Source organism: Promicromonospora sp. NPDC050880, assembly GCF_044456525.1.
Classification (GTDB): Bacteria; Actinomycetota; Actinomycetes; order Actinomycetales; family Cellulomonadaceae; genus Promicromonospora.
Window position 1 is genome coordinate 201,425 of record NZ_JBITFV010000004.1, and the last position, 19,702, is coordinate 221,126.

Below are 19,702 nucleotides of genomic sequence, written 5' to 3' on the forward strand. Positions count from 1 at the left end.
GCACGCTGCGGCGGCGGTCGTGCACGCTGCGGCGGCAGTCATGGGCTCGAGGTCGGCAGTTTGCGCCGCAGACTCGGCAGTTTGCCTCGAGGTCGGCAGTTTGTACCGCGAACTCGGCAGTTTGCCTCGAGGTCGGCACAGGCCTGTACCGACCTCGAGGCAAACTGCCGACCTCGCAGGAAGGTGCCGACTCCGCAGGAAGGTGCCGATCTCGGCGCACACTGCCGACGTCTTTCACACCGCCGGCCTCGGCGCACACTGCCGACGTCTTTCACACCGCCGGCCTCGGCGCACACTGCCGACGTCACGCACACCGCCGCCCCGGGCGCACACCGCCGACGGCACGCACACCGCCGCCCCCGGCGCACACCGCCGACGGCAGGCTCAGCGGTGCGTGTCCCTGCCGAGCCGGCTCGGCGTCGACTCGCGCAGCACCACCTCGCCGCGCACCGGCGTGCCCGCGTCGCCCGTCTGGCCCAGCGCGAGGTCGGTCGCCAGCTCACCCACCTCGGCGAGCGGGATGCGCACGGTCGTCAGTCCGGGGGAGACGTCACGCAGGGTGTGGATGTCGTCGAAACCCGCCACGGCGACGTCGTCGGGCACGCTCAGACCCGCGTCGCGGGCGGCGGCCATCGCGCCCACCGCCATGACGTCGTTGACGGCGAAGACGAGCTCCGGCAGCCGGACCGTGCCCGGTGCCGCACGGCCGGACTGCGGGTCGGCGTCGGCCGCCGACGGCGCACTGCCGTCGGCCCGCCCGATCAGGTCACGCATCGCGGAGTACCCACCGTCGCGGGTGAACGAGCAGGCCAGGACGTCGTCGGGCGCGACGGGGCTGCCGAGCTCGGCGAGGGCGCCGGTGAAACCGGTCGTGCGGTCCGCTGCCGTGCGATGTCCCCCGGGACCGGCCAGCACCGCGAACCGGCGGTAGCCGAGCCCGTGCAGCGTGCGGGCGAGGTCGGCCGCGCCGTCGGCGTTCGCGATCTCGACCACCGGCAGGCCGCCGATCGGCTGGCCGATCAGCGCCACCCCGCCGCCGGCCTCCTGGAACGCGTTCAGCGCGGCCTCCAGCGCACCCGGGGCCGGGCGGACGTCGTCGACCGGCGTCTGCCCGCCGTCCGGTTCCAGCCGCCCGCCCGCGAGGATGATCGCGCGGGACCGCTGGCGCCGCGCGAGCTCGACGAACGCGAGCTCCCGCTCGGCGCTGTGCTCCGTGGACGCGAGCGTGACGATGAGCCCGGCGCGCTCCGCCGCGCGGGCGACCCCCGCGGCGATGGTCGAGAAGTACGGGTCGGCGATGTCGTGCACCACCAGGCCGAGCGCCGTCGTACGGCCGCGGGCCATGGCCTGCGCGCTCGGGTCGGGCGAGTAGCCGAGGCGGCGTGCGGTCTCCAGGACGCGCTCGCGCAGGTCCTCGCGGACGCTGCGGGTCGCGCTGCCGTTGATCGCGCGCGACGCCGTGGCCAGGGACACGCCGGCCTCGCGGGCGACCTGGCTCAGGGTGACGAGGGCGTCGGACATGAGGTCATCCTGCCGTGTCCGACGCCCCCGTGGGTCGTGAGAAGTCCCGACTCAGACCCGCGCCACGCGTAAGCCCGCGTCGCGGTGGGTGCGCTCGATGACGCTCGAGTAGCCCGCGATCATCCGCACGTGGCTGAACCGGGGTCGCACGGCGGTGCGCGCCGACTCCAGCTCCTCGCGCCGTGCGGCCGCCTCGATCCAGGTCGCGGCGATCTCCGCGGGGTCGTACGAGGTCACGAACCCGATGCGCTCCACGATCGACGGGGCGTCGCCCACCGGTGTGGTGACGGGCACCGCGCCGCACATCGAGCCCTCGATCAGGCACAGCGGTGCGGCCTCACCGAACGCCGAGGTGAGCGCGACGACGTCGGCCGTCGCGTAGACCAGCTCCATGTCGTGCCGCACGCCGAGCAGGTCCAGGCGCTCCAGCAGGTCCGGCCGGTCGCCGAAGATGCGGTCGAGGTCGTCCCGGAGGTCGGGGTTGGCCGCGGTCATGCCCGCACCGCACATGAGCACGTGGCCGCGCGGTTCCAGCGCGAGGAACGCGCGGGCCGACCGGAGGAAGAGCTCGGGGTTCTTCATCTCGTCGTATCGCGCCGCGTAGACCACCACGGTCGCGTCGGCGGGCACCCCGGCGGCGCCCCGCAGGGCCAGCCGGCGGGCGCCCTGGACCGGCCGGAACCGGGCCAGGTTGATGCCGTTGGGCACCACGCGCAGCAGGTCGGCAGGCACGCCCGCCTCCCGGTACGCGTCCCGGGTGGACTCCGCGCAGCAGACCACGGCGGCGAGCCGGCCGCGGTCCGCCGCCGTCAGCAGGTCGCCGAGGGCGTCCCCCTGGTGCTCGGGGTCGGACCGGTGCAGGCACGCGATGACCGGACGGTCGGGGAACGCGTCCTGGTTGACGAGCCGCAGCGGCTGCTCCTTGAGGGACAGCACCACGTGCGCACCGCCCACCTCGCGGGCGGCCGCCCCCAGCTCGGTCTCGGTGAAGACCCGCGGGTCGTGGCCGGCGTCGGTGCTCCGGCCCAGCGAACCGATCCGGACGCCCGCGGCGCGCAGGGCGCGGTAGCGCGGGTCGTCCTCCATCCGCTGGAGGGTGGCCTCGCGCCGGACCTCGTGGTGCAGGCTCAGCACGGAATGCTGCTGACGGCCGCCCTGGTGCAGACCGGCGACCACCGTCGAGTGCAGGACACGAGCCCCGCCGCTGAAGAAGCCCTCGTAGAGCGAGAGCACACGCAAACCGTTGCGCTGGATCACAGACACCACCTCCTGCGCCCAGGGTGAGCCCCGCGGATGTGCGAGACATGGCAGTTCGGTTACACGAGGATTACGTATCCGAGGACTTCTGCACAAGAAGGTTTCGGATGTCGCGTTCGGCCTGGGCGGGTGAGATCTCGCGACAGCCCAGTGCCACCCAGCGCCGGATCATCTCCGGTTCGGCGCGCAGCAGCGTCGTCCCGCGGCGCAGCAGGGTGCCGATCGGCTTGCGCGCCTCGGCGACGTCGCGCAGGAACCGGAACCAGAAGGTGATCAGGCGGGGGCGCGACAGGCAGATCGCGTCGGCGAGCAGGCCCTCGGCGCGGCAGACGTCGACGAGCTGGGCGGCGAAGACGCCCTCGGCCAGGATGATCGGCGCATCCCCGATGTCGAGGCGCCGGATGCCGGTGCGGCGCGACGTCGGGATGTCGTACACCGGCACGTCGGCGCGGCCCTCGGTGGTCAGCTCCTGCAGCGCGGCGAGGGCACCCTTGGCGTCCCAGGTCGCGGGGTCGTCCCAGTCCACGCTGCCGTACCGCTGCGGCAGGCCCGGGTGGTCGATGTCCAGGTAGAAGTCGTCGAGCTGCACCACGGGCAGTCCCAGGCGGCGGGTGAGCGACGTCTTGCCCGACCCGGACGGTCCCGTCAGGAGCACCACCCGCGCGCGGGGACGGCGGGCACCCGGGGGCAGGTCGAAGAGGGTGGGCTCGGGCGCGGGGTCGGTCACGAGAGGCCATTCTCCCGCACCCTCGTGGGCTCGCGGTGTGGATGTCACCTTCTACCCAGCGATTGTGCCCAAGACCACGGCCGGTTCTGGGCGCAATCGCTGGGCAGAACGCCACTTCTGTGTGGCCGTGCCGGCCGGCGCCCGCTCGCCGTCCGTCCCGCGCCCGGCCACGGCCGTGCCCGCCCCGGCCCGCCCGGCCCGCCCGGCCCGCCCGCCCCGCCCGCCCCGCCCGGCCCGCGCCGTTCGGCGGTCCGCCGTTCGCCCGTCACCTTCCAGCCGCACCCCGCTGGTACCGCCCCGGGGTCGTGCGCAGCAGCCGGCGGAAGTGGCGGGTCAGGTGGGCCTGGTCGTGGAACCCGGTGGCGACCGCGACGTCCGCCGGGGGCTCGCCCGCCAGCAGCCGGCGCCGGGCCAGGTCGAGGCGGCGGCCCACGAGGTACCGGTGGGGTGGCACGCCGAGCTCGCGGGTGAACGCGCGCACCAGGTGGGGCACGGTGACGTCGAGCTCGGCGGCGACGTCGGCCAGCCGCACGGGACGCGTGGGGTCGGCGTCGAGCAGGTCGCGGGCCCGGCGGGCCGTCGACGCCGCGGGCGGTTCGCGCGGCGGCGTCGGGCGGCCGGACAGGTGCCAGGCCAGGCCCTCGGTGACCAGGGCCAGAAGGCCCTCGGCCGCGACGTCCTCGCGGACGGTGAGCGCCCGGTCCAGGCCCGCGAACCGCGCGCGGAGCGTGTCGTCGGGGACGAGGGGTGCGTCGACCGCGCGTCCGGTCAGCCCGGGGTCGAGCACCGCGGGTTCGAGGTAGAGCACCCGCTTGCGGAATCCGGCCGCGGTCACGGACCGCCCGTCGTGCACGACGCCGGGCGGCAGCACCGTCACCCCGGTGTGCTCCGCGGCGTGCTCCTGGCCGCCCAGGCCGTAGCCGATGAGTCCGCGGTCGACGACCAGCACGGTCCAGGTGTCGTGCGTGTGGGCCGGGTAGGCGTGCTCGTGCCATGCGGCGTGCAGCACCTCGGCGACCCCGGGCACCCCGGGCCGCCACGCGCGCACCACGTCCGAGGCCATGTCAAGAACGTACAAGATTCGCGCCGCGCCCCGCCCGCACGCTGGAGAACATGACCTTCGAACAAGCCAAGATCGTGATCGTGCTCCGTGACGACCTGCTCGGCTGGCAGGAGAACAACGTCACCGCGTTCCTGTCCAGCGCCGTGACCGCGGCCTACCCGGAGCTCGTGGGCGACACCTACCGGGACGCGGACGGCCAGGAGTACCTCGCGATGCTCGGCACCCCGGTCATGGTCATGGTGGCCGACGGCGACCGGCTCGCCACCGTCCGCGAGCGCGCCACCACCCGCGGCCTGCGCATCGGCATGTACACGGCGGACCTGTTCGCCACCGGGAACGACGTCGACAACCGGGCCGCCGTCGCGGGCGTCGCCACCGAGAAGCTCGACCTGGTCGGGGTGGCGGTGGCCGGTGAGCGGCGCGTCGTGGACAAGGTGGTCAAGGGGGCGCGGCTGCACCCCTGAGACCTCAGGACACGAGCGCCACGTGCAGCGTCCGGGGGCCGTGCACGCCCTCCACCCGGTCGAGCTCGATGTCGCTCGTGGCGCTCGGCCCGCTGACCCAGGTCAGCGGCCGGCCGGGCTCCGTGCCGAGCAGCCGCACGGCCTCCGGCACGGTCTGGACCACCTGGTCCGTCCGCACCACGCACACGTGGACGTCGGGGACCAGGGAGATCGCGCGCCGGCCCTGGTCGGGCCCGCCGTCCAGCACGATCGTGCCGGTCTCGGCGACCGCCACCCGCGAGGCCGTGACCACGGCGTCGATCCCGTCCAGCTCGACCGCGGACAGCGGCGCGTCCCGCGAGTCGGTCCGCACGACGATGTCCCCGAGCCCGGCCAGCCACCCCGGCTCGATCCCGGGCGGCACGACGACGCTGCTCCGCGCCCGGGCCCCGGCCTCGGCGGCCCCCCGGCCGGTCGGCAGAACGTCAGATGATCGGTCGCTCGAGCTGCCGACCACCTGACGTTCTGCCGACCGCCCGGGATCGGCCGTCAGCCCACCCGGCGCCAGCAGCTCCGCCAGCAGGCCCGGCAGCTCCGCCGCCGTCACCCGGTGCACGTGCGCCTTGTAGTCCACGAGCCGGTCGACCAGCACCTCCAGCACCTCCGCCGACCCGGCGGCATGCTCCCCGGCCGCCCGGTACTCCCGGGGCACTGGCTCCACCGCGGGCGCGGACGACCCCAGCGCCGTCCGGATCCGGGACAGCATCTCGGTCCTGGCGTCGCTCATCGTCGGTCCTCCCGCTCTGCCCACCAGTCGTGGAACGTCTGCCGCGGTGGCTCCGGCAGGTCCCGGGACCGGGTCCACAGCGAGCCCGGGAACGGCAGCCGCCGGATCACGCCGTGCCGCGAGATCGCACGCAGCACCCGGGGCAGGCGGGCTGCCCGGCGGAACCGGCCGCCGTCGGCCATCGCGAAGGACGCCGCCTTCATGGCGGCCTTCCAGACGCGGTCCGGCACCTCGGGTGAGGTGCCGGCGAGCTCGACCTCGCGCGCCCGCAGCTCCACCAGGATTGACGGGATGTCGATCTTGACGGGGCACACCTCGTAGCAGGCGCCGCACAGCGTCGAGGCGTAGGGCAGGTCGGACTTCTCTCCGGTGAGCTGCGGCGTGAGGATCGCGCCGATCGGGCCGGGGTAGACCGACCCGTAGGCGTGCCCGCCCACCCGTTCGTACACGGGGCAGACGTTGAGGCATGCCGAGCAGCGGATGCAGTGCAGCGCCGAGCGCCCGGCCTCGTCCGCGAGCACGTCGGTACGGCCGTTGTCGAGCAGCACCAGGTGGAACTCCTGCGGCCCGTCGCCCGGAGTCACACCCGTCCACAGGGAGGTGTACGGGTTCATCCGCTCGCCCGTCGACGAGCGCGGCAGGAGCTGCAGGAACACCTCCAGGTCGCGATAGGTCGGCACCAGCTTCTCGATACCCATCACGGTGATGAGTGTCTCGGGCAGCGTGAGGCACATGCGGCCGTTGCCCTCGGACTCCACCACGGCGAGCGTCCCGGTGTCCGCGACGGCGAAGTTGGCCCCGCTGACCGCGACCTTGGCCGAGAGGAACTTGCGCCGCAGGTGCGCCCGGGCCGCCATCGCGAGCTCGCGCGGCACGTCCGTCAGGTCCGGCGGGGCGTCGCCCATCCGTTCGAGGAAGATGTCGCGGATCTCGGTGCGGTTGCGGTGGATGGCGGGCACCAGGATGTGCGACGGCATGTCGTCCGCGAGCTGCACGATGAGCTCCGCCAGGTCCGTCTCGACAGCGGCGACGCCCTCCTCGGCCAGCGCCTCGTTCAGGCCGATCTCCTGGGTGGCCATGGACTTGACCTTGACGACCTCGTCGGTCTGCTTCTCCCGGACGATCCCGGCGACGATCCGGTTCGCCTCGGCGGCGTCCCGCGCCCAGTGCACGACGCCGCCGCGCGCGGTCACGTTCCGTTCGAGCTCTTCCAGCAGATCGGGCAGCCGGGCCATGACATCGGTCTTGAGCGCGGAGCCGGCGTCGCGCAGCGCCTCCCAGTCCGGCACCTCCCCGACGACGCGCGCCCGCTTGGACCGGATCGTGGAGGTGGCGTTGCCCAGGTTCCGGCGGAGCTGGTCGTTGGCCAGCGCGGCCCGTGCGGCCTCGGGGAAGGAGGCGCCCCAGTGCAGCGGGTCCTCCGGCCTGCCGACGCCGTCCAGCGTGCCCGGTGCGGCGTCCGGGCGCGGCCCGCCGGTGCGCGGAGCGGGCATGCCGAGGAACGTGCTCATCGGGCCACCTCCTGACGGTCGCCGGGCACCACGGGCGCCTCCCGCGTCGAGGCCAGGATCTCCGCGAGGTGCATGGGCCGCACTCCGGTACCGCCGCGCGAGAGGCCGCCGCCGATGTGCATGAGGCACGACCAGTCGCCCGCGGTGAGCACCTCGGCACCCGTGCCCACCACGTTCGCCACCTTGTCGTCGAGCATCGCCGCCGACGTGTCCGCGTTCTTCAGCGAGAACGTGCCGCCGAACCCGCAGCAGCCCTCCGCCTGCTCCAGCGGGACGAGCTCCAGGCCCTCGACGGCGCGCAGCAGCCGCTCGGGCTTGTCGCCGACGCCGAGCATCCGCAGCGAGTGGCAGGTGGGGTGGTAGGTCACCCGGTGCGGGAACCAGGCACCGACGTCGGTCACGCCGAGCACGTCGACCAGCAGCTCGGAGAGCTCGTAGGTGCGCTCGGCCACGGCCGTCGCGGCGCGCGCCTCGGTCGGTAGCCCGGCGCGCTCCAGGACCACCTTCTGCTGGTGCCGGATCGAGCCCGTGCACGAGCCGGACGGTACGACGACGGCGTCCCACTCGCCGTCGGCCACGGGGGCGAAGGTGCGCACGTGGTTGCGCACCACGGGTACGGCGTCGGCGAGGTAGCCGGTGTTCACGTGCATCTGGCCGCAGCACGCCTGCTGGGCGGGGAACACCACCTCGTGGCCCAGCCGCTCCAGCAGCGTGACGACGGCTCTCGGAGCCTGCGGGAACATCGCGTCGGCGATGCAGGTGGCGGCCAGGGCGATGCGCATGGGCACTCTCCTTCGAGGTCTGACCACACCATAGCCCACTGTGGACAGACCACACCACGTACCATGCACCGGTGAGAACCCACGAGCGCGTCCTGGCCCGGATCGAGGAAGGCCTCGCCGCGGGCACCTGGTCCCTCGGGGACCGGCTCCCGGCCGAGCGGGCGCTCGCGGAGGAGCTGGGCGTGTCCCGCCCGTCGGTGCGCGAGGCCATCCGGATCCTGGAGGCGATGGGCATCGTGCGCACCGCCGTCGGCTCGGGTCCCGCGGCGGGCGCCACGGTCATCGACCGGCCGGCCGCGGGCCTGGGGGCGGCGGTGCGCCTGCACGTGGCGTCCGGCACCCTCCCCGTGTCCGACGTGGTGGCCACCCGCGTGCTGCTGGAGGCCGGTGCGGTGCGCGACGCGGCCCGGCGGGCACCGGACGCGGCCGCCCTGGCGCCGCTGCGCGAGCACCTCGCGGCCATGGCGCGCCCCGGGGTCGGCGTCGCGGAGTTCCTGGAGCGCGACCAGGATCTGCATCTCGGCCTCGCCCGGCTCGGTGGCAACCAGCTCGTCGAGGCGTTCCTGAGCGGGATGCGGGCCGCCGTCGCCTCCTACGTGACCGCGGGCGCCGAGGCGGTGCCGGACTGGCCGCGGACGGCGGCCCGGCTGTGCGCGGAGCACGAGGGGATCGTCGACGCCGTCGCGCGGCACGACGGCGAGGAGGCCGCGCGCCTGGCCCGCGAGCACATCGAGGGCTTCTACCGCGAGGCGGGCCCGGGGGAGCGCTGACGCGTCATCCGGCGTCCGAGGGCGGCCGGGTCGCCTGGACCACGGTGCGGCACGGGTCCGCGTCCGGGCCGTTGCCCAGCGCGGCCCGCTCCAGGAGCTCGCGGAGCAGGGTGCGCTGCCCGGGTTCCAGGCCCGCGAGCAGCTCGTCCTCCGCGGCGGCGACGCGGGCGTCCATCGCGGCCAGCACCTCCTGGCCGCGCTCCGTGGCCACGATGCGGCGCGCGCGCCGGTCGGCCGGGTCGCGCTGCCGTTCGACGAGGCCACAGCTCTCGAAGGCGTCCAGCAGGTAGGTCATGACGGTGCGGTCGATGCCGAGGGAGGCGGCCAGGGCGGCCTGGCTCGGCAGGTCGGCGTGCACCACCGCCGTGAGCAGCTGGTAGCCACGCGTGCCCTGCGGCAGGTCGTCCGCCGCGGCGTCGACCCGGGCGCTCCACTCGCGCAGGAGCGACGCGAGCGACCAGCCGAACAGGGAGTGCGCGCCGGTCGTCGTGGTGCCTGCCGTCGTGCTCATGGCCACATCCTACGGGAATGTGCGGTGAACCAGAAGAGTTGTGAGTAATATCGTCTGTAGCACAGACGATCTGCCGCGCAGGCGGCAGCGGAGAACGAGGACGAGGGACACCGCGCGCATGACCGACTACGGGCACGACCTGCTCTTCGGTACCTTCATCACCCCCACGAACAGCGACCCCCAGGTCCCGGTGCAGCTCGCCCGGCTCTCCGAGGAGCTGGGTCTGGACCTGGTCACGTTCCAGGACCACCCCTACCAGCCGGGTTTCCTGGACACCTGGACCCTGATGTCGTGGGTGGCCGCGCAGACCGAGCGCATCCACGTGTCGGCCAACGTGCTGAACATGGGCCTGCGCCTGCCGGCCCACGTGGCACGGTCGGCCGCCTCCCTCGACCTGCTCAGCGGCGGCCGCTTCGACCTGGGCATCGGCGCGGGCGGATTCAACGACGCCGCCGTGGCGATGGGTGCGGAGCGCCGCACACCGGCCGAGAGCGTGACCGCGCTGGAGGAGGCCCTGGAGATCATCCGGGGCGTCTGGGACGCCGGTGAGCGCACCCCGCTGCGCGTCCACGGCGAGATCCACCGGGTCGACGGCGCCAAGCGCGGCCCGGCCCCGGCGCACGACATCCCGATCTGGCTAGGCGCGTACAAGAAGCGCATGCTCCGCATCACCGGTGCCCAGGCCGACGGCTGGCTGCCCTCGCTGCCCTACTTCAAGGACGGCGACCTGGCCCGCGGCAACGCGGTGATCGACGAGGCCGCGGTCGAGGCCGGGCGCTCGCCGAGCGCCGTCCGCCGGCTGCTCAACCTGGGCGGGTCCATTACCGCCCGGTCGACCGGGCAGCTGCAGGGCCCGGCCGACCAGTGGGTCGAGGAGCTGACGCGCCTGGCCCTGGAGGACGGCGTGAGCGGGTTCATCGCCACGGCCGACGATCCCGACCAGATCCGGGCCTTCGCCCTGGAGGTCGCGCCCGCCGTCCGCGAGGCGGTGGCGGCCGAGCGGAAGCGCGCCGGCACCGTGCCCGCCACGGCCCGGCGGGGCACCGCGGCGCTGGCCGCGCGCCGTCCCGGGATCGACTACGACTCCCTGCCGCCCGAGCTGGCCGCGCGCGCCGTCGAGCCCGGTGACCGCGAGTACGGCTCGGTGCGGCACAACTACCTGCGTTCCGGCGCGCCGGGCCTGGTCCTGCGGCCGCAGGGCGTGGACGAGGTCGCCTCGGGCCTGGCCTGGGTGCAGAAGCAGGGCGTCGAGTTCGCGGTCCGGTCCGCCGGGCACGGTATCTCCGGCCGGTCCACGAACGACGGCGGCGTGGTGCTCAGCATGCGCGGCATGCGCTCGGTCGAGGTGGTCGACGAGGCCACCCGCCGCGTGCGGATCGGCGCGGGCGCCACCTGGGGCGAGGTCGCGGCCGTCCTCGCGCCGCGCGGCTGGGCGATCACCTCGGGCGACTACGGCGGCGTGGGCGTGGGCGGCCTCGGCACCACGGGCGGCATCGGGTTCCTCGGCCGGCTCCAGGGCCTGACGATCGACCACGTGGTGGCCGCCGAGGTGGTCACGGCCGACGGCCGGGTGCTGCACGCCTCGCGCGACGAGCACCCGGACCTGTTCTGGGCGCTGCGCGGCGCGGGCGGGAACATGGGCGTGGTGACCTGGCTGGAGGTCGAGGCGGGCGCCGTGGGCGACGTCGTCTTCTCGCAGATGACGCTCGACGCGACCGACACCGCGGGGCTCCTCGAGAAGTGGGGGGCCACCGTCGAGGCGGCCCCGCGCGGGCTCACGTCGTTCATGATCCTGGCCCCCGCGCGGCGCGGCCAGCAGCCGATGGCGCAGCTCCTGACCGTGTTCGCGGCCGAGGGGGCGGACGCCGACCCGGAGGAGGCCATCGCCCAGCTCGAGCTGCTCGCGGACTCCGGCCCGCTGCTCGGCCACCAGGCGCAGCTCCTGCCCTACTCGGGCGTGGTGCGGCGCGAGGACGCCCACCACTCGGGCGGGGGTGACCCCTCGGCCCGGTCCGGCCTGCTGACCCACCTGGACCAGGGCACCAGCCGGGCCGTCGAACGGCTGCTGGGCACGGGCGAGTCGTACTTCACGTCGATCCGGGCGACGGGTGGCGCGGGGAACGACGTGGCGCCCGACGCCACGGCGTACGCGCACCGGCACCAGAACTTCGCGCTCTCGGCGCTCGCCACGAACCAGGACCGGCTCAACGGGGCCTGGGACACCGAGATCGGCCCCGTGATGGACGGTTCGTACCTGTCGTTCGACACCGACAGCCGGCCTGAGCGGCTGCTGGAGGCGTTCCCCGAGCCGACGTTCTCGCGACTGCGTACCGTGAAGGCGGCCTACGATCCCTCCAACGTGTTCCGGACGAACTTCCCGATCCCGCCGGCAGATCCGGCCGACCCGGGTGCTGCGTCGGGACCGGCCGGGGACGGTGCCTGACCCCGGCTGTGGATAACTCCGCCCGGGTGTGGGTGGCAGCCCGTAGGTTCGATGCGTCCGGCACGGCAGGTACGGCACGGCCGGACGTATCGACCTACTGACGATCTCTGCAGGGGGACCCATGAACCTTGTCGCCGCCTCGCGCCTGGCGCGCGAGCTGATGGACCAGCACGGCCTGAAGACCTGGACGTTCGAGTTCGACGACGCCGTCCGGCGCGCCGGGATGTGCAACTACACCAAGCGCCGCATCAGCCTGTCCGCGCCGCTCACGCGCATCCACGACGAGCCGGAGGTGCGGGACACGATCCTGCACGAGGTGGCCCACGCGCTCGCGGGCTCGACGGCGAAGCACGGTCCGGCGTGGCGTGAGGTGGCGGTGCGCATCGGCTGCTCGGGCCGGCGGTGCGTGGACCCGGCGGCGCCGTCGATCGACGGGCCCTGGGTCGGTGCCTGCCCGGCCGGGCACCGGATCACCCGGTTCCGGAGGCCGCAGGGGATCATGTCCTGCCGCGCCTGCGGGCCCCGGTTCGACCTGGCGCATCTCATCGCGTGGACGTACAAGGGTCGCAACGCGGCGATGGGCGAGCGGTACGACGCGCAGCTCCACGGGGCGTTCCGCGAGGTGGGCGAGGTCCCGGCTCCCGGCCCGGGGGCCGAGGAGCGGATCGCACGGGCCGCGCGCGCACGGGTTCCGGGACTGACCGTCGAACCCTTCGACCTCGGCGCGCTACGTTGACCCCATGGCTACGTCGCCCGCACTGACACTCCCCTCCGGCGCCGCCGGCTCCCGCATCATCGGCCTGGGTCACCACCAGCCGCCGAAGACGCTCACCAACGAGGACATCGCCCGGCTGGTCGAGACCAACGACGAGTGGATCCGGTCCCGGACCGGCATCGTCACGCGGCACGTGGCCGCCGACGACGTCACGGTCGCCGACATGGCGACGGCCGCCGCCGAGCACGCGCTCGCCGACGCGGGCGTCGCGGCCGACGCTGTGGACCTGGTGATCGTCGCGACCACCACCGCGGAGGACCGGTCGCCCAACACGGCCGGCCGCGTCGCGTACGCCCTGCGCACCGGCGTTCAGCCCGGCGCCTCCACGCCCGAGGGCGAGGAGGCGCCGGACCTGCGCCACGTGGTCGGGCCGGCAGTCCTGGACATCAACGTCGCCTGCTCCGGGTTCGCGCACGGCGTGGGCCTGGCCGACCAGGCCATCCGTGCCGGATCGGCCCGGACGGCGGTGGTGGTGGGGGCCGAGAAGCTCACCGCCTACACCGACTGGACCGACCGCTCGACGTGCATCCTCACGGCCGACGGCGCGGGTGCGGCGGTGCTCCAGGCCACCGACGTCCCCGCTGTCGGGCCGGTCGCGTGGGGTACCGAGCCGGAGCTGACGCCCGCGGTGCGGATCGAGGTGCCGGACGTGAAGTTCCAGCAGGACGGTCGTGCCGTCTTCAAGTGGGCCATCACCCGCGCGGCCGACCGCGCGCGCGAGGTGGTGGCCCGGTCGGGACTGAGCCTCGACGACATCGAGGTGCTGGTGGCCCACCAGGCCAACCTGCGGATCATCGAGCCGCTGGCCAAGGCGCTCGGGCTGGACGGCAAGGTGGTGGTCACGGACATCACCGAGTCGGGCAACACCTCGGCGGCGTCCATCCCGCTCGGTCTGTCGAAGTGGTGGCACGCCGGTCAGATCCCGGCGGGCGTCCCGGCGCTGCTGTTCGGGTTCGGCGGTGGGTTCGCGTGGGCCGGCCAGGTGGTGCTGACGCCCGAGCGCTGAGCGGTCCTCTACGCGCAGGGGCCCGTCCGGCCGCCGTCCGGACGGGCCCCGGACACCGTGGACAGCGCTTTCCCGCCGTCGGTATCGTGTCCCGCGACGTCGACGACGACCGAAGGAGCTCACCACCGATGCCCGAGCCCACCAGCGAGCCGACCAGCCGGTCGACCGCCGCGCCGACCACGGAGCCGATCACCGGCCCCACCACCGAGCCCCTGCCGCCGTCGGGCCCGCTGCCCGCCGGGCGGCGCCGCTACGCGGTGGTCGGGACCGGGCACCGCGCCTCGATGTACATCGACGCCCTGATCGGCACGCACGCGCCCGACGGCGAGATCGTCGCCTGGGTGGAGCCCAACCCCGTGCGGGCCGCCGCCTACGAGGCGCGGGTCGCGGCCGCGCTGGGCGGCACCCGCCCGGTCTACCACCCGGACGACCTCGAGAAGGCGATCGCGGAGCAGTCCGTGGAGCGGGTGATCGTCACCTCGGTCGACCGCACGCACGCCGACCTGGTCACCCGCGCGCTGCGGGCCGGCACCGACGTCGTGGTCGAGAAGCCCATCGCGGCGCACCCGGACCAGGCCCGGCAGATCGTCGACGCCGTGGCCGAGACCGGTCGAGGCCTGGTCACGACGTTCAACTACCGCTACTCGCCCCGCAACAGCGCGCTGCGCGAGGTGATCGCGAGCGGTGAGATCGGCCGGGTGCTGTCGGTCCACTTCGACTGGGCCCTCGACACCGTGCACGGCGCCGACTACTTCCGCCGCTGGCACCGCGAGAAGGTGAACAACGGCGGGCTCCTGGTGCACAAGTCCAGCCACCACTTCGACCTGGTCAACTGGTGGATCGACGGTGTACCGCGGCGCGTCTTCGCGACGGGCGGGCGCCGCTTCTACGGCGACGACGCCGCGCACGGCACCGACTACGAGCCCACCGCCGCCGAACGTGCGCTGAACGAGCGCGGCGTCGACCCGTGGCACCTCTCGGTGGAGCAGAACCCCTGGTTGTCCACGCTGTACGGGCCCGAGGCCCAGGCCGTCGACGGATACGTGCGCAACCGATCGGTCTTCGACGCGGGCATCACCACCGAGGACACGCTCGGCCTGGTGGTCGAGTACGAGGGCGGCGCGCTGCTCACCTACTCCCTCACCGCGCACTCGCCCTGGGAGGGTTACCGCGTGGTGGTCAACGGCACGCGCGGCCGCGCGGAGCTGGAGGTCACGGAGCGGGGCTCGGTCGAGTTCGGCGACAACGGCGCGGCCATCCTGGACCCGAGCGCCACCGCCGTGTTCGCGCAGGACCCGGTGCGGCCCACCGGGGAGCGGCTCGTGGTGCAGCGGCACTGGGAGCGCGCCGAGGAACGGCCGATCGTGCGCGGCGGCGGCGGGCACGGCGGTGGCGACGCGCTGCTGCTGGCCGACGTGTTCCGCCCGTCGGCCACCCCGGACCCGCTGGCCCGCGCGGCCGGCTACGTCGACGGCGTTCGCGCGTCGTCGGTCGGGTACGCCGGCAACCGTTCGCTGGAGACGGGCGACCCGGTCCGGATCGAGGACCTCGACCTGGGCATCTGACGCTCCCCCGCCGAGGAAGGACGGCAGCGAGACAGGACCGCAGACGCGTTCCATCTCGCTGCCGTCCTACCTCGGCAGGGTTCGGGGTGGGTCAGGTGTCAGGTGAGCAGGGCGCCCGCTGCCACGAGCACCGGGACGCAGGCGGCCGTGGTCCAGACCGTGGCGCGGGCGGCCACGCCGTCGAACACGCCGTAGCGGGTCGCGTACGTCGTGACGTTCACCGCCGTGGGCAGGGCCGCCATGGTCACCACCAGGGCGAGAGCCGGTGCGTCCAGGCCGGCCGCCGTGCCGAGGGCCCAGGCCGCGAGGGGGTGCAGCACGTTGCGGACCAGCACCGCCAGCGCGATCACCCAGCCCACCACGTGTCCGCCGTGGGCGGTGGCCGCACCGAGGTCGGCGTCCGCGGGCGGCATGGGCACCGCGAGGGTCATGCCGAACGCCAGCAGGCCCAGCGGCGGGGCGGCGGCGCCGATCAGGTCGAAGGGGATGAGCACGACCTCGGGCAGGCGCGCGCCGGTCACCTCGCTGACCAGCGCCACGAGCAGGCCCGCCAGCGTGCCCAGCGTGATGGGGTTGCGGAACGCCGCGAGGAACACCTGCCCCACGGAGCGCAGCCCCCGCCCGCCCGCCGATCCCGCCGACGCTGCCGAGGCGCTCGCCCGGTCGAGCACCGAGAGGGCAAGCGGCGCGAGCACCAGGAGCTGGAAGAGCAGGGTGGGCACCACGGCCAGCGCGTCGTCGAAGAGGTACACGGCGAGCGGGATGCCGATGTTGCCGCCGTTGACGTAGACGGCGGCCAGCGTGGTCACAGCGGCGGGGCCGGCCGGCAGGCGCAGGAGCCACCGCGCCACGGCGGCCGTGACCAGGCCGAGCACGGCGGTCGTGACCCACGTGACCACGGCGCCGCGGGACAGCACGTGCGCGAGGTCCGTCGAGGCGAGGGTGCTGAACATCAGCGCCGGCGCGCAGATGGTGAACGACAGCGTGGCCAGCGTCTGCCGGGCGCCCGCCCCGCCGTCGCCCGGCGTGTCACGCGCAGGCCCTCGTGGCAGGCCGCGCCCGGCCAGCAGGCCGGTCCGCTGGATCACCCAGCCGAGCGCGACCACGCAGGCCATGGAGACGATGGCAGTCAGGACGGACAGCACCCGAGCACCATGTCATGCCCCGCGGATCGACGGCCGGCCCGTCCACGGGGCGCCCAGCTCCGTGAACGTGCGCTGCTCGAGCGCCGCCCGCTCGCACCACGCGGCGACGTCGTGCACCACCGGATGCCGTGTGTCCCCCGCGGGGTTCCCCTGCCCGACGACGCCCGGGTCAGCGGCGCCGTCGGCCCAGTCCACGAAGGCGTCCGCGATCGGCGCCGGGTCGGGTGCCGTCCGTATCGCCTCCAGGACCCGCATGAACGCGCCGGTGTCCCGTACGTCGCACAGGAGCCGCCCGCCGCCGCGGCCCGCCGGGACGCCGTCGGCGCTCTGAGCACCGCCCGCCCCGCCGCCGGCCCGCACGGCGAGCAGGTTCTCCAGCAGCCCCGTGCGCTCGTACTGCTTCTCGGCGACCACGCGTCCGGTCCGCAGCCGCACCACGTCGTGCTCGTACTCCAGCTCGATCTGGCCCGCGGTACCCCGCACGATCACGCGGGCCGGCGTCCGTGCCGCGGCGCACAGGGTGAGCCCGAACCCGTACCGCGTGCCGTCGGTGCCGACGACCCGCAGCGACGAGGTGTCGTCCGCCTCGATCGGGTTCGCGCGCCACAGGTCGGTGTGCACGTAGGCGATGTCGGCGGTGGTGCGGGCGCCGCCCACCCAGAGGGCGGTCGCGACGGCGTGCGCGAGCGGGTTGGTCACCACGCCGTCCACCACCGCGCGGTCGCCGATGCGCCGTCGGCCCGCCCAGGGTGACCGTGCCCAGTACGCCGCCGTGCGCACCCACGTGCCCACGGCGCCGATGCCGGTGACCTGCCCGATCTCGCCCCGCGCGATCATGTCGGCGACGGCGGGCAGCGCGTGCGACCCGAACGTCTGGAACCCGACCTGGCACAGCTGCCCGGTGCGCCCGGCGACGGCGACGAGCTCCGCGTGCTCGGCCAGGGAGGCAGTGGTGGGCTTCTCCAGCAGCACGTCGATGCCCGCCTCCATCGCGGTGCGCGCGAGCGGCAGGTGCGTGTGGATCGGGGTGGAGAGCACCACGACGTCGGGGAGCGCGTCCCTGCCTGCCGACAGCAGGTCACCGAGGTTCGCGAACCACGGCGCCGCTGCGTCCTCGGGTTCGCGCGGGTCGACGACGGCGCTCAGCCGCGCCAGCCCCCGGGCCTCCAGGCCGGCGACCGTGCGCAGGTGCGAACCGCCGTGGCCGTGGATGCCGACCACGGCGACCTTCGGCGGTCTCACCGGAGGCCGCCGTCCGGGACGCCGCCGTCGGTGATGTGTGCGGCGAGTGCGGCGGCGGCGGTGCCGGTGAGTGCGCTGTCGAGCAGCACTGCGACCAGGCCGACCGACACCGAGCCGCCGTCGGGCACGAGCAGGGGCGCGTCCCAGGCCAGCGCGGGGCACGCGCCGGGGTACTCGGCGGAGCGCAGGAACCACGGGCGGACCTGGCCCGGCTGCACCAGCAGGAGCGTCGTGGACCGCCCGCCGTGCTGCTGCACGAACGCCACCCACGGCGACGTGCTGCCGTGCGCCCGGCTCTCGCCCGTGCCCGCGGCCGACAGGACGGTGGTGCTCTCGGCGATCGGGAGCCGCCAGAACAGGCCGCCGTAGCCCGCGCCCGGCCGCCCGTTGGTGGCGGGGGAGCGGATCTCCAGGGGGCCGTGGTCGGCGTGCAGCGTGGAGCGCCAGTCGAGCACCCAGCCGGGCGCGGCGTCGGTCCCGGGGAGCCGGGGCAGCAGGCGGGCCGTGATGCGGCGCTCCTCGCGGAGCTGCGGGCCGCCGTGCTCGTCCGACCACAGCACGTCCTCGACGAGCGTCTCGCCGGCCCCTGCCCCGGCCTCCTCCGCGGGGCCGGTCAGGTCCGGTGCGGCCTCGACGCGGACGCCCGTCGAGGTCTGCCGCCCGTGGTTCTTCAGCAGCGTGGGGCCCACGTCCTCGATGAACGTGCGGCCGCCCCAGTGGCTGGTGCCGTTCACGTCGGGCACCGCGATGCCCACGCCGTAGTGGTGCCGGTGGTCCACGGGGCTCACGTCGGTGAGCGGCACGCCCGCCAGGGTGTGCACGGGGTGCAGGTAGGGGCGCCGGGCGTGCACCCTGGGCATACGGTCGCCCGGGTCGCGGCGGGCGAGCTCCAGGCCGTCACCGCAGGTCAGCACGACGGCGTCGCTCGACCCCGCGGGCAGCGACCACGTGGGTGCCACGGTGGGCGGCACGGTGAGGATCTCGTCACGGCGCGGGAGCGCGGAGTCCGCGCCGCCGTCGTCGGTGACGTGCACACGCTCCGGGCCCTGCGGCACGGGACCGGTGCTGCCGCGCACCTCCAGGCGGGGTGTGAACCGTGCTGAGCGTGCGGGGTGGGCGTCGTCGTCGATCACGGCGTGCAGCTCCCTCCAGGCGTGTCGGCCGAGCTCGGCCTGCGGCACCGCCACCGTCGTCAGGGCGGGTGTGGCGTAACGGGACAGCTCGATGTCGTCGAACCCGGCCACCGAGATGTCGGCGGGTACGGCGACCCCGGCCTCGTTGAGCCCGGCGAGGAGGCCGAACGCGACCAGGTCGTTGAAGGCCACCGCGGCCGTGGCCCGGGTCGCCAGCACGGCGGGCGCGGCGGCGTGGCCGGCCTGGATGTCGGGCCCGGCAGGCAGGTCGAGGATCTCCAGGTCGGCGTGCTCCGCGCGCGCCCGCGCCAGGCCGGCGCGGCGCATCTCGTCGGAGGCGCTGCGCACGGGACCCCCGAGATACACCAGCCGCCGGTGCCCGAGCGCCACGAGGTGCTCGACCACCTGGAGCGCCGCGTCCTCGTAGTCCACGACGAGGCTGGGCGCCGCGCCGCCGGACTCGCGGTTGACCAGCACGACGGGTTCGACGTCGGCGACCAGTGCGCTCAGCTCCGCGTCGCCGATGCGGGGTGACACGAGCACGAGGGCGTCGCACCGCAGCCGGGCCTCCAGCGCGATGGCGCCCTCCTGCTGGTCGTCCTCGACCGTGTCGGCGACGAGCACGCGGTAGCCGTCCTCGGCGGCGCCGTCCATGACACCGCGCAGGATCTGCTGGAACACCGGGTTGCCGAGGTCCGGCACCACGAGGGCGACCGTCTGGGTGCGGCCCAGTGCCAGGCTGCGCGCGGCGTTGCTGGGCCGGTAGCTCAGCTCGGCCGCCGCGTCCCGCACGCGTTCCGCGATGGCGGCGTCGACGGTGCTGCGGCCATTCATGACGCGCGAGACGGTGGCTCGGGACACCCCGGCCGCGGCCGCGACGTCACCGATCGTGGCCACGACACGGCGCTGACCTGCACGCTGACCGGTGTCCCGTGGGCTGCGGCTGACCATCTGCACTCCTTGCGTCACTGTCCGGCCCGCCGGGCGGGCTCCTGCGCCGTCCTTGGCGCGGCACCCGGCG

17 protein-coding genes are annotated in these 19,702 nt (G+C 74.6%); 6 read left to right on the plus strand and 11 right to left on the minus strand.

The annotated features are described in order from the left end of the window. Positions 1–384 precede the first annotated feature (384 nt). The 4 genes from ACIBBF_RS09990 to ACIBBF_RS10005 form a co-directional block, all read right to left on the minus strand. Complete coding sequence (locus ACIBBF_RS09990) at positions 385–1,521, minus strand: LacI family DNA-binding transcriptional regulator (protein WP_397412924.1); 1,137 nt, start codon at positions 1,519–1,521, stop codon at positions 385–387. 51 nt (positions 1,522–1,572) lie between these two features. Then, positions 1,573–2,778 carry a glycosyltransferase gene (locus ACIBBF_RS09995; protein WP_397412925.1) on the minus strand — a complete coding sequence of 402 codons (1,206 nt, stop codon included), beginning with the start codon at positions 2,776–2,778 and terminating at the stop codon, positions 1,573–1,575. 70 nt (positions 2,779–2,848) lie between these two features. Continuing rightward, positions 2,849–3,505, minus strand: coding sequence for a uridine kinase (locus tag ACIBBF_RS10000; protein WP_397412926.1), 657 nt, complete (start codon positions 3,503–3,505; stop codon positions 2,849–2,851). Between the two features lie 265 nt (positions 3,506–3,770). Beyond that, entirely contained in the window at positions 3,771–4,568 is a 798-nt protein-coding gene (locus ACIBBF_RS10005; RefSeq protein WP_397412927.1) for a helix-turn-helix domain-containing protein, read from the minus strand. Between the two features lie 50 nt (positions 4,569–4,618). Here ACIBBF_RS10005 and ACIBBF_RS10010 point away from each other — a divergent pair, with 50 nt between their 5' ends. Then, positions 4,619–5,032: a DUF2000 family protein gene (locus ACIBBF_RS10010; RefSeq protein WP_397412928.1), complete on the plus strand. Its 414-nt coding sequence runs from the start codon at positions 4,619–4,621 to the stop codon at positions 5,030–5,032. Positions 5,033–5,036: 4 nt separating this feature from the next. Here the strand turns inward: ACIBBF_RS10010 and ACIBBF_RS10015 are convergent, their stop codons facing one another. Genes ACIBBF_RS10015 through ACIBBF_RS10025 form a run of 3 tightly spaced genes read right to left on the minus strand, consistent with a single transcriptional unit; the run spans position 5,037 to position 8,091 of the window. After that, on the minus strand, positions 5,037–5,798 hold the full coding sequence (locus ACIBBF_RS10015) for a lactate utilization protein C (protein ID WP_397412929.1): 762 nt from the start codon (positions 5,796–5,798) through the stop codon (positions 5,037–5,039). Further along, positions 5,795–7,309: a LutB/LldF family L-lactate oxidation iron-sulfur protein gene (locus ACIBBF_RS10020; protein WP_397412930.1), complete on the minus strand. Its 1,515-nt coding sequence runs from the start codon at positions 7,307–7,309 to the stop codon at positions 5,795–5,797. Before ACIBBF_RS10020 ends, ACIBBF_RS10015 begins: the two co-directional genes overlap by 4 nt. After that, positions 7,306–8,091 (minus strand): (Fe-S)-binding protein, encoded by a 786-nt coding sequence (locus tag ACIBBF_RS10025; RefSeq protein WP_397412931.1) that lies wholly within the window; start codon positions 8,089–8,091, stop codon positions 7,306–7,308. The genes ACIBBF_RS10020 and ACIBBF_RS10025 overlap by 4 nt, the downstream gene beginning before the upstream one ends. A gap of 71 nt (positions 8,092–8,162) precedes the next feature. Between ACIBBF_RS10025 and ACIBBF_RS10030 the strand changes: the two genes are divergently transcribed. Further along, positions 8,163–8,861, plus strand: coding sequence for a FadR/GntR family transcriptional regulator (locus ACIBBF_RS10030; protein ID WP_397412932.1), 699 nt, complete (start codon positions 8,163–8,165; stop codon positions 8,859–8,861). A 4-nt stretch (positions 8,862–8,865) separates the two neighbouring features. Here ACIBBF_RS10030 and ACIBBF_RS10035 read toward each other — a convergent pair whose 3' ends face one another. Beyond that, on the minus strand, positions 8,866–9,372 hold the full coding sequence (locus ACIBBF_RS10035; protein WP_397412933.1) for a MarR family winged helix-turn-helix transcriptional regulator: 507 nt from the start codon (positions 9,370–9,372) through the stop codon (positions 8,866–8,868). Positions 9,373–9,490: 118 nt separating this feature from the next. Between ACIBBF_RS10035 and ACIBBF_RS10040 the strand changes: the two genes are divergently transcribed. The 4 genes from ACIBBF_RS10040 to ACIBBF_RS10055 all read left to right on the plus strand — a co-directional run bounded on the left by ACIBBF_RS10040 (position 9,491) and on the right by ACIBBF_RS10055 (position 15,161). Continuing rightward, entirely contained in the window at positions 9,491–11,815 is a 2,325-nt protein-coding gene (locus ACIBBF_RS10040; RefSeq protein WP_397412934.1) for an LLM class flavin-dependent oxidoreductase, read from the plus strand. Positions 11,816–11,936: 121 nt separating this feature from the next. Next, positions 11,937–12,551 carry a SprT-like domain-containing protein gene (locus ACIBBF_RS10045; protein WP_397412935.1) on the plus strand — a complete coding sequence of 205 codons (615 nt, stop codon included), beginning with the start codon at positions 11,937–11,939 and terminating at the stop codon, positions 12,549–12,551. Positions 12,552–12,555: 4 nt separating this feature from the next. After that, the gene (locus tag ACIBBF_RS10050; protein ID WP_397412936.1) at positions 12,556–13,596 is read left to right on the plus strand and encodes a 3-oxoacyl-[acyl-carrier-protein] synthase III C-terminal domain-containing protein; all 1,041 of its coding nucleotides are present in this window, start codon (positions 12,556–12,558) and stop codon (positions 13,594–13,596) included. A 128-nt stretch (positions 13,597–13,724) separates the two neighbouring features. Beyond that, complete coding sequence (locus ACIBBF_RS10055; protein WP_397412937.1) at positions 13,725–15,161, plus strand: Gfo/Idh/MocA family oxidoreductase; 1,437 nt, start codon at positions 13,725–13,727, stop codon at positions 15,159–15,161. Positions 15,162–15,259: 98 nt separating this feature from the next. Here the strand turns inward: ACIBBF_RS10055 and ACIBBF_RS10060 are convergent, their stop codons facing one another. The 3 genes from ACIBBF_RS10060 to ACIBBF_RS10070 are packed head-to-tail and all read right to left on the minus strand — an operon-like array spanning position 15,260 to position 19,632. After that, positions 15,260–16,306 (minus strand): AEC family transporter, encoded by a 1,047-nt coding sequence (locus tag ACIBBF_RS10060; protein ID WP_397412938.1) that lies wholly within the window; start codon positions 16,304–16,306, stop codon positions 15,260–15,262. Positions 16,307–16,318: 12 nt separating this feature from the next. Further along, positions 16,319–17,548, minus strand: a complete 1,230-nt coding sequence (locus ACIBBF_RS10065) for a Gfo/Idh/MocA family protein (RefSeq protein WP_397412939.1) — start codon at positions 17,546–17,548, stop codon at positions 16,319–16,321. Further along, positions 17,545–19,632: a DUF6807 family protein gene (locus tag ACIBBF_RS10070; RefSeq protein ID WP_397412940.1), complete on the minus strand. Its 2,088-nt coding sequence runs from the start codon at positions 19,630–19,632 to the stop codon at positions 17,545–17,547. The genes ACIBBF_RS10065 and ACIBBF_RS10070 overlap by 4 nt, the downstream gene beginning before the upstream one ends. Between the last annotated feature and the right edge of the window lie 70 nt (positions 19,633–19,702).

Bases quoted from the DNA above. Each gene is read 5' to 3' on its own strand.
- ACIBBF_RS09990 (WP_397412924.1), bottom strand. From the start codon at position 1,521: ATGTCCGACGCCCTCGTCACCCTGAGCCAGGTCGCCCGCGAGGCCGGC.
- ACIBBF_RS10005 (WP_397412927.1), bottom strand. From the start codon at position 4,568: ATGGCCTCGGACGTGGTGCGCGCGTGGCGGCCCGGGGTGCCCGGGGTC.
- ACIBBF_RS10010 (WP_397412928.1), top strand. From the start codon at position 4,619: ATGACCTTCGAACAAGCCAAGATCGTGATCGTGCTCCGTGACGACCTG.
- ACIBBF_RS10015 (WP_397412929.1), bottom strand. From the start codon at position 5,798: ATGAGCGACGCCAGGACCGAGATGCTGTCCCGGATCCGGACGGCGCTG.
- ACIBBF_RS10020 (WP_397412930.1), bottom strand. From the start codon at position 7,309: ATGAGCACGTTCCTCGGCATGCCCGCTCCGCGCACCGGCGGGCCGCGC.
- ACIBBF_RS10025 (WP_397412931.1), bottom strand. From the start codon at position 8,091: ATGCGCATCGCCCTGGCCGCCACCTGCATCGCCGACGCGATGTTCCCG.
- ACIBBF_RS10035 (WP_397412933.1), bottom strand. From the start codon at position 9,372: ATGAGCACGACGGCAGGCACCACGACGACCGGCGCGCACTCCCTGTTC.
- ACIBBF_RS10040 (WP_397412934.1), top strand. From the start codon at position 9,491: ATGACCGACTACGGGCACGACCTGCTCTTCGGTACCTTCATCACCCCC.
- ACIBBF_RS10045 (WP_397412935.1), top strand. From the start codon at position 11,937: ATGAACCTTGTCGCCGCCTCGCGCCTGGCGCGCGAGCTGATGGACCAG.
- ACIBBF_RS10050 (WP_397412936.1), top strand. From the start codon at position 12,556: ATGGCTACGTCGCCCGCACTGACACTCCCCTCCGGCGCCGCCGGCTCC.
- ACIBBF_RS10055 (WP_397412937.1), top strand. From the start codon at position 13,725: ATGCCCGAGCCCACCAGCGAGCCGACCAGCCGGTCGACCGCCGCGCCG.
- ACIBBF_RS10070 (WP_397412940.1), bottom strand. From the start codon at position 19,632: ATGGTCAGCCGCAGCCCACGGGACACCGGTCAGCGTGCAGGTCAGCGC.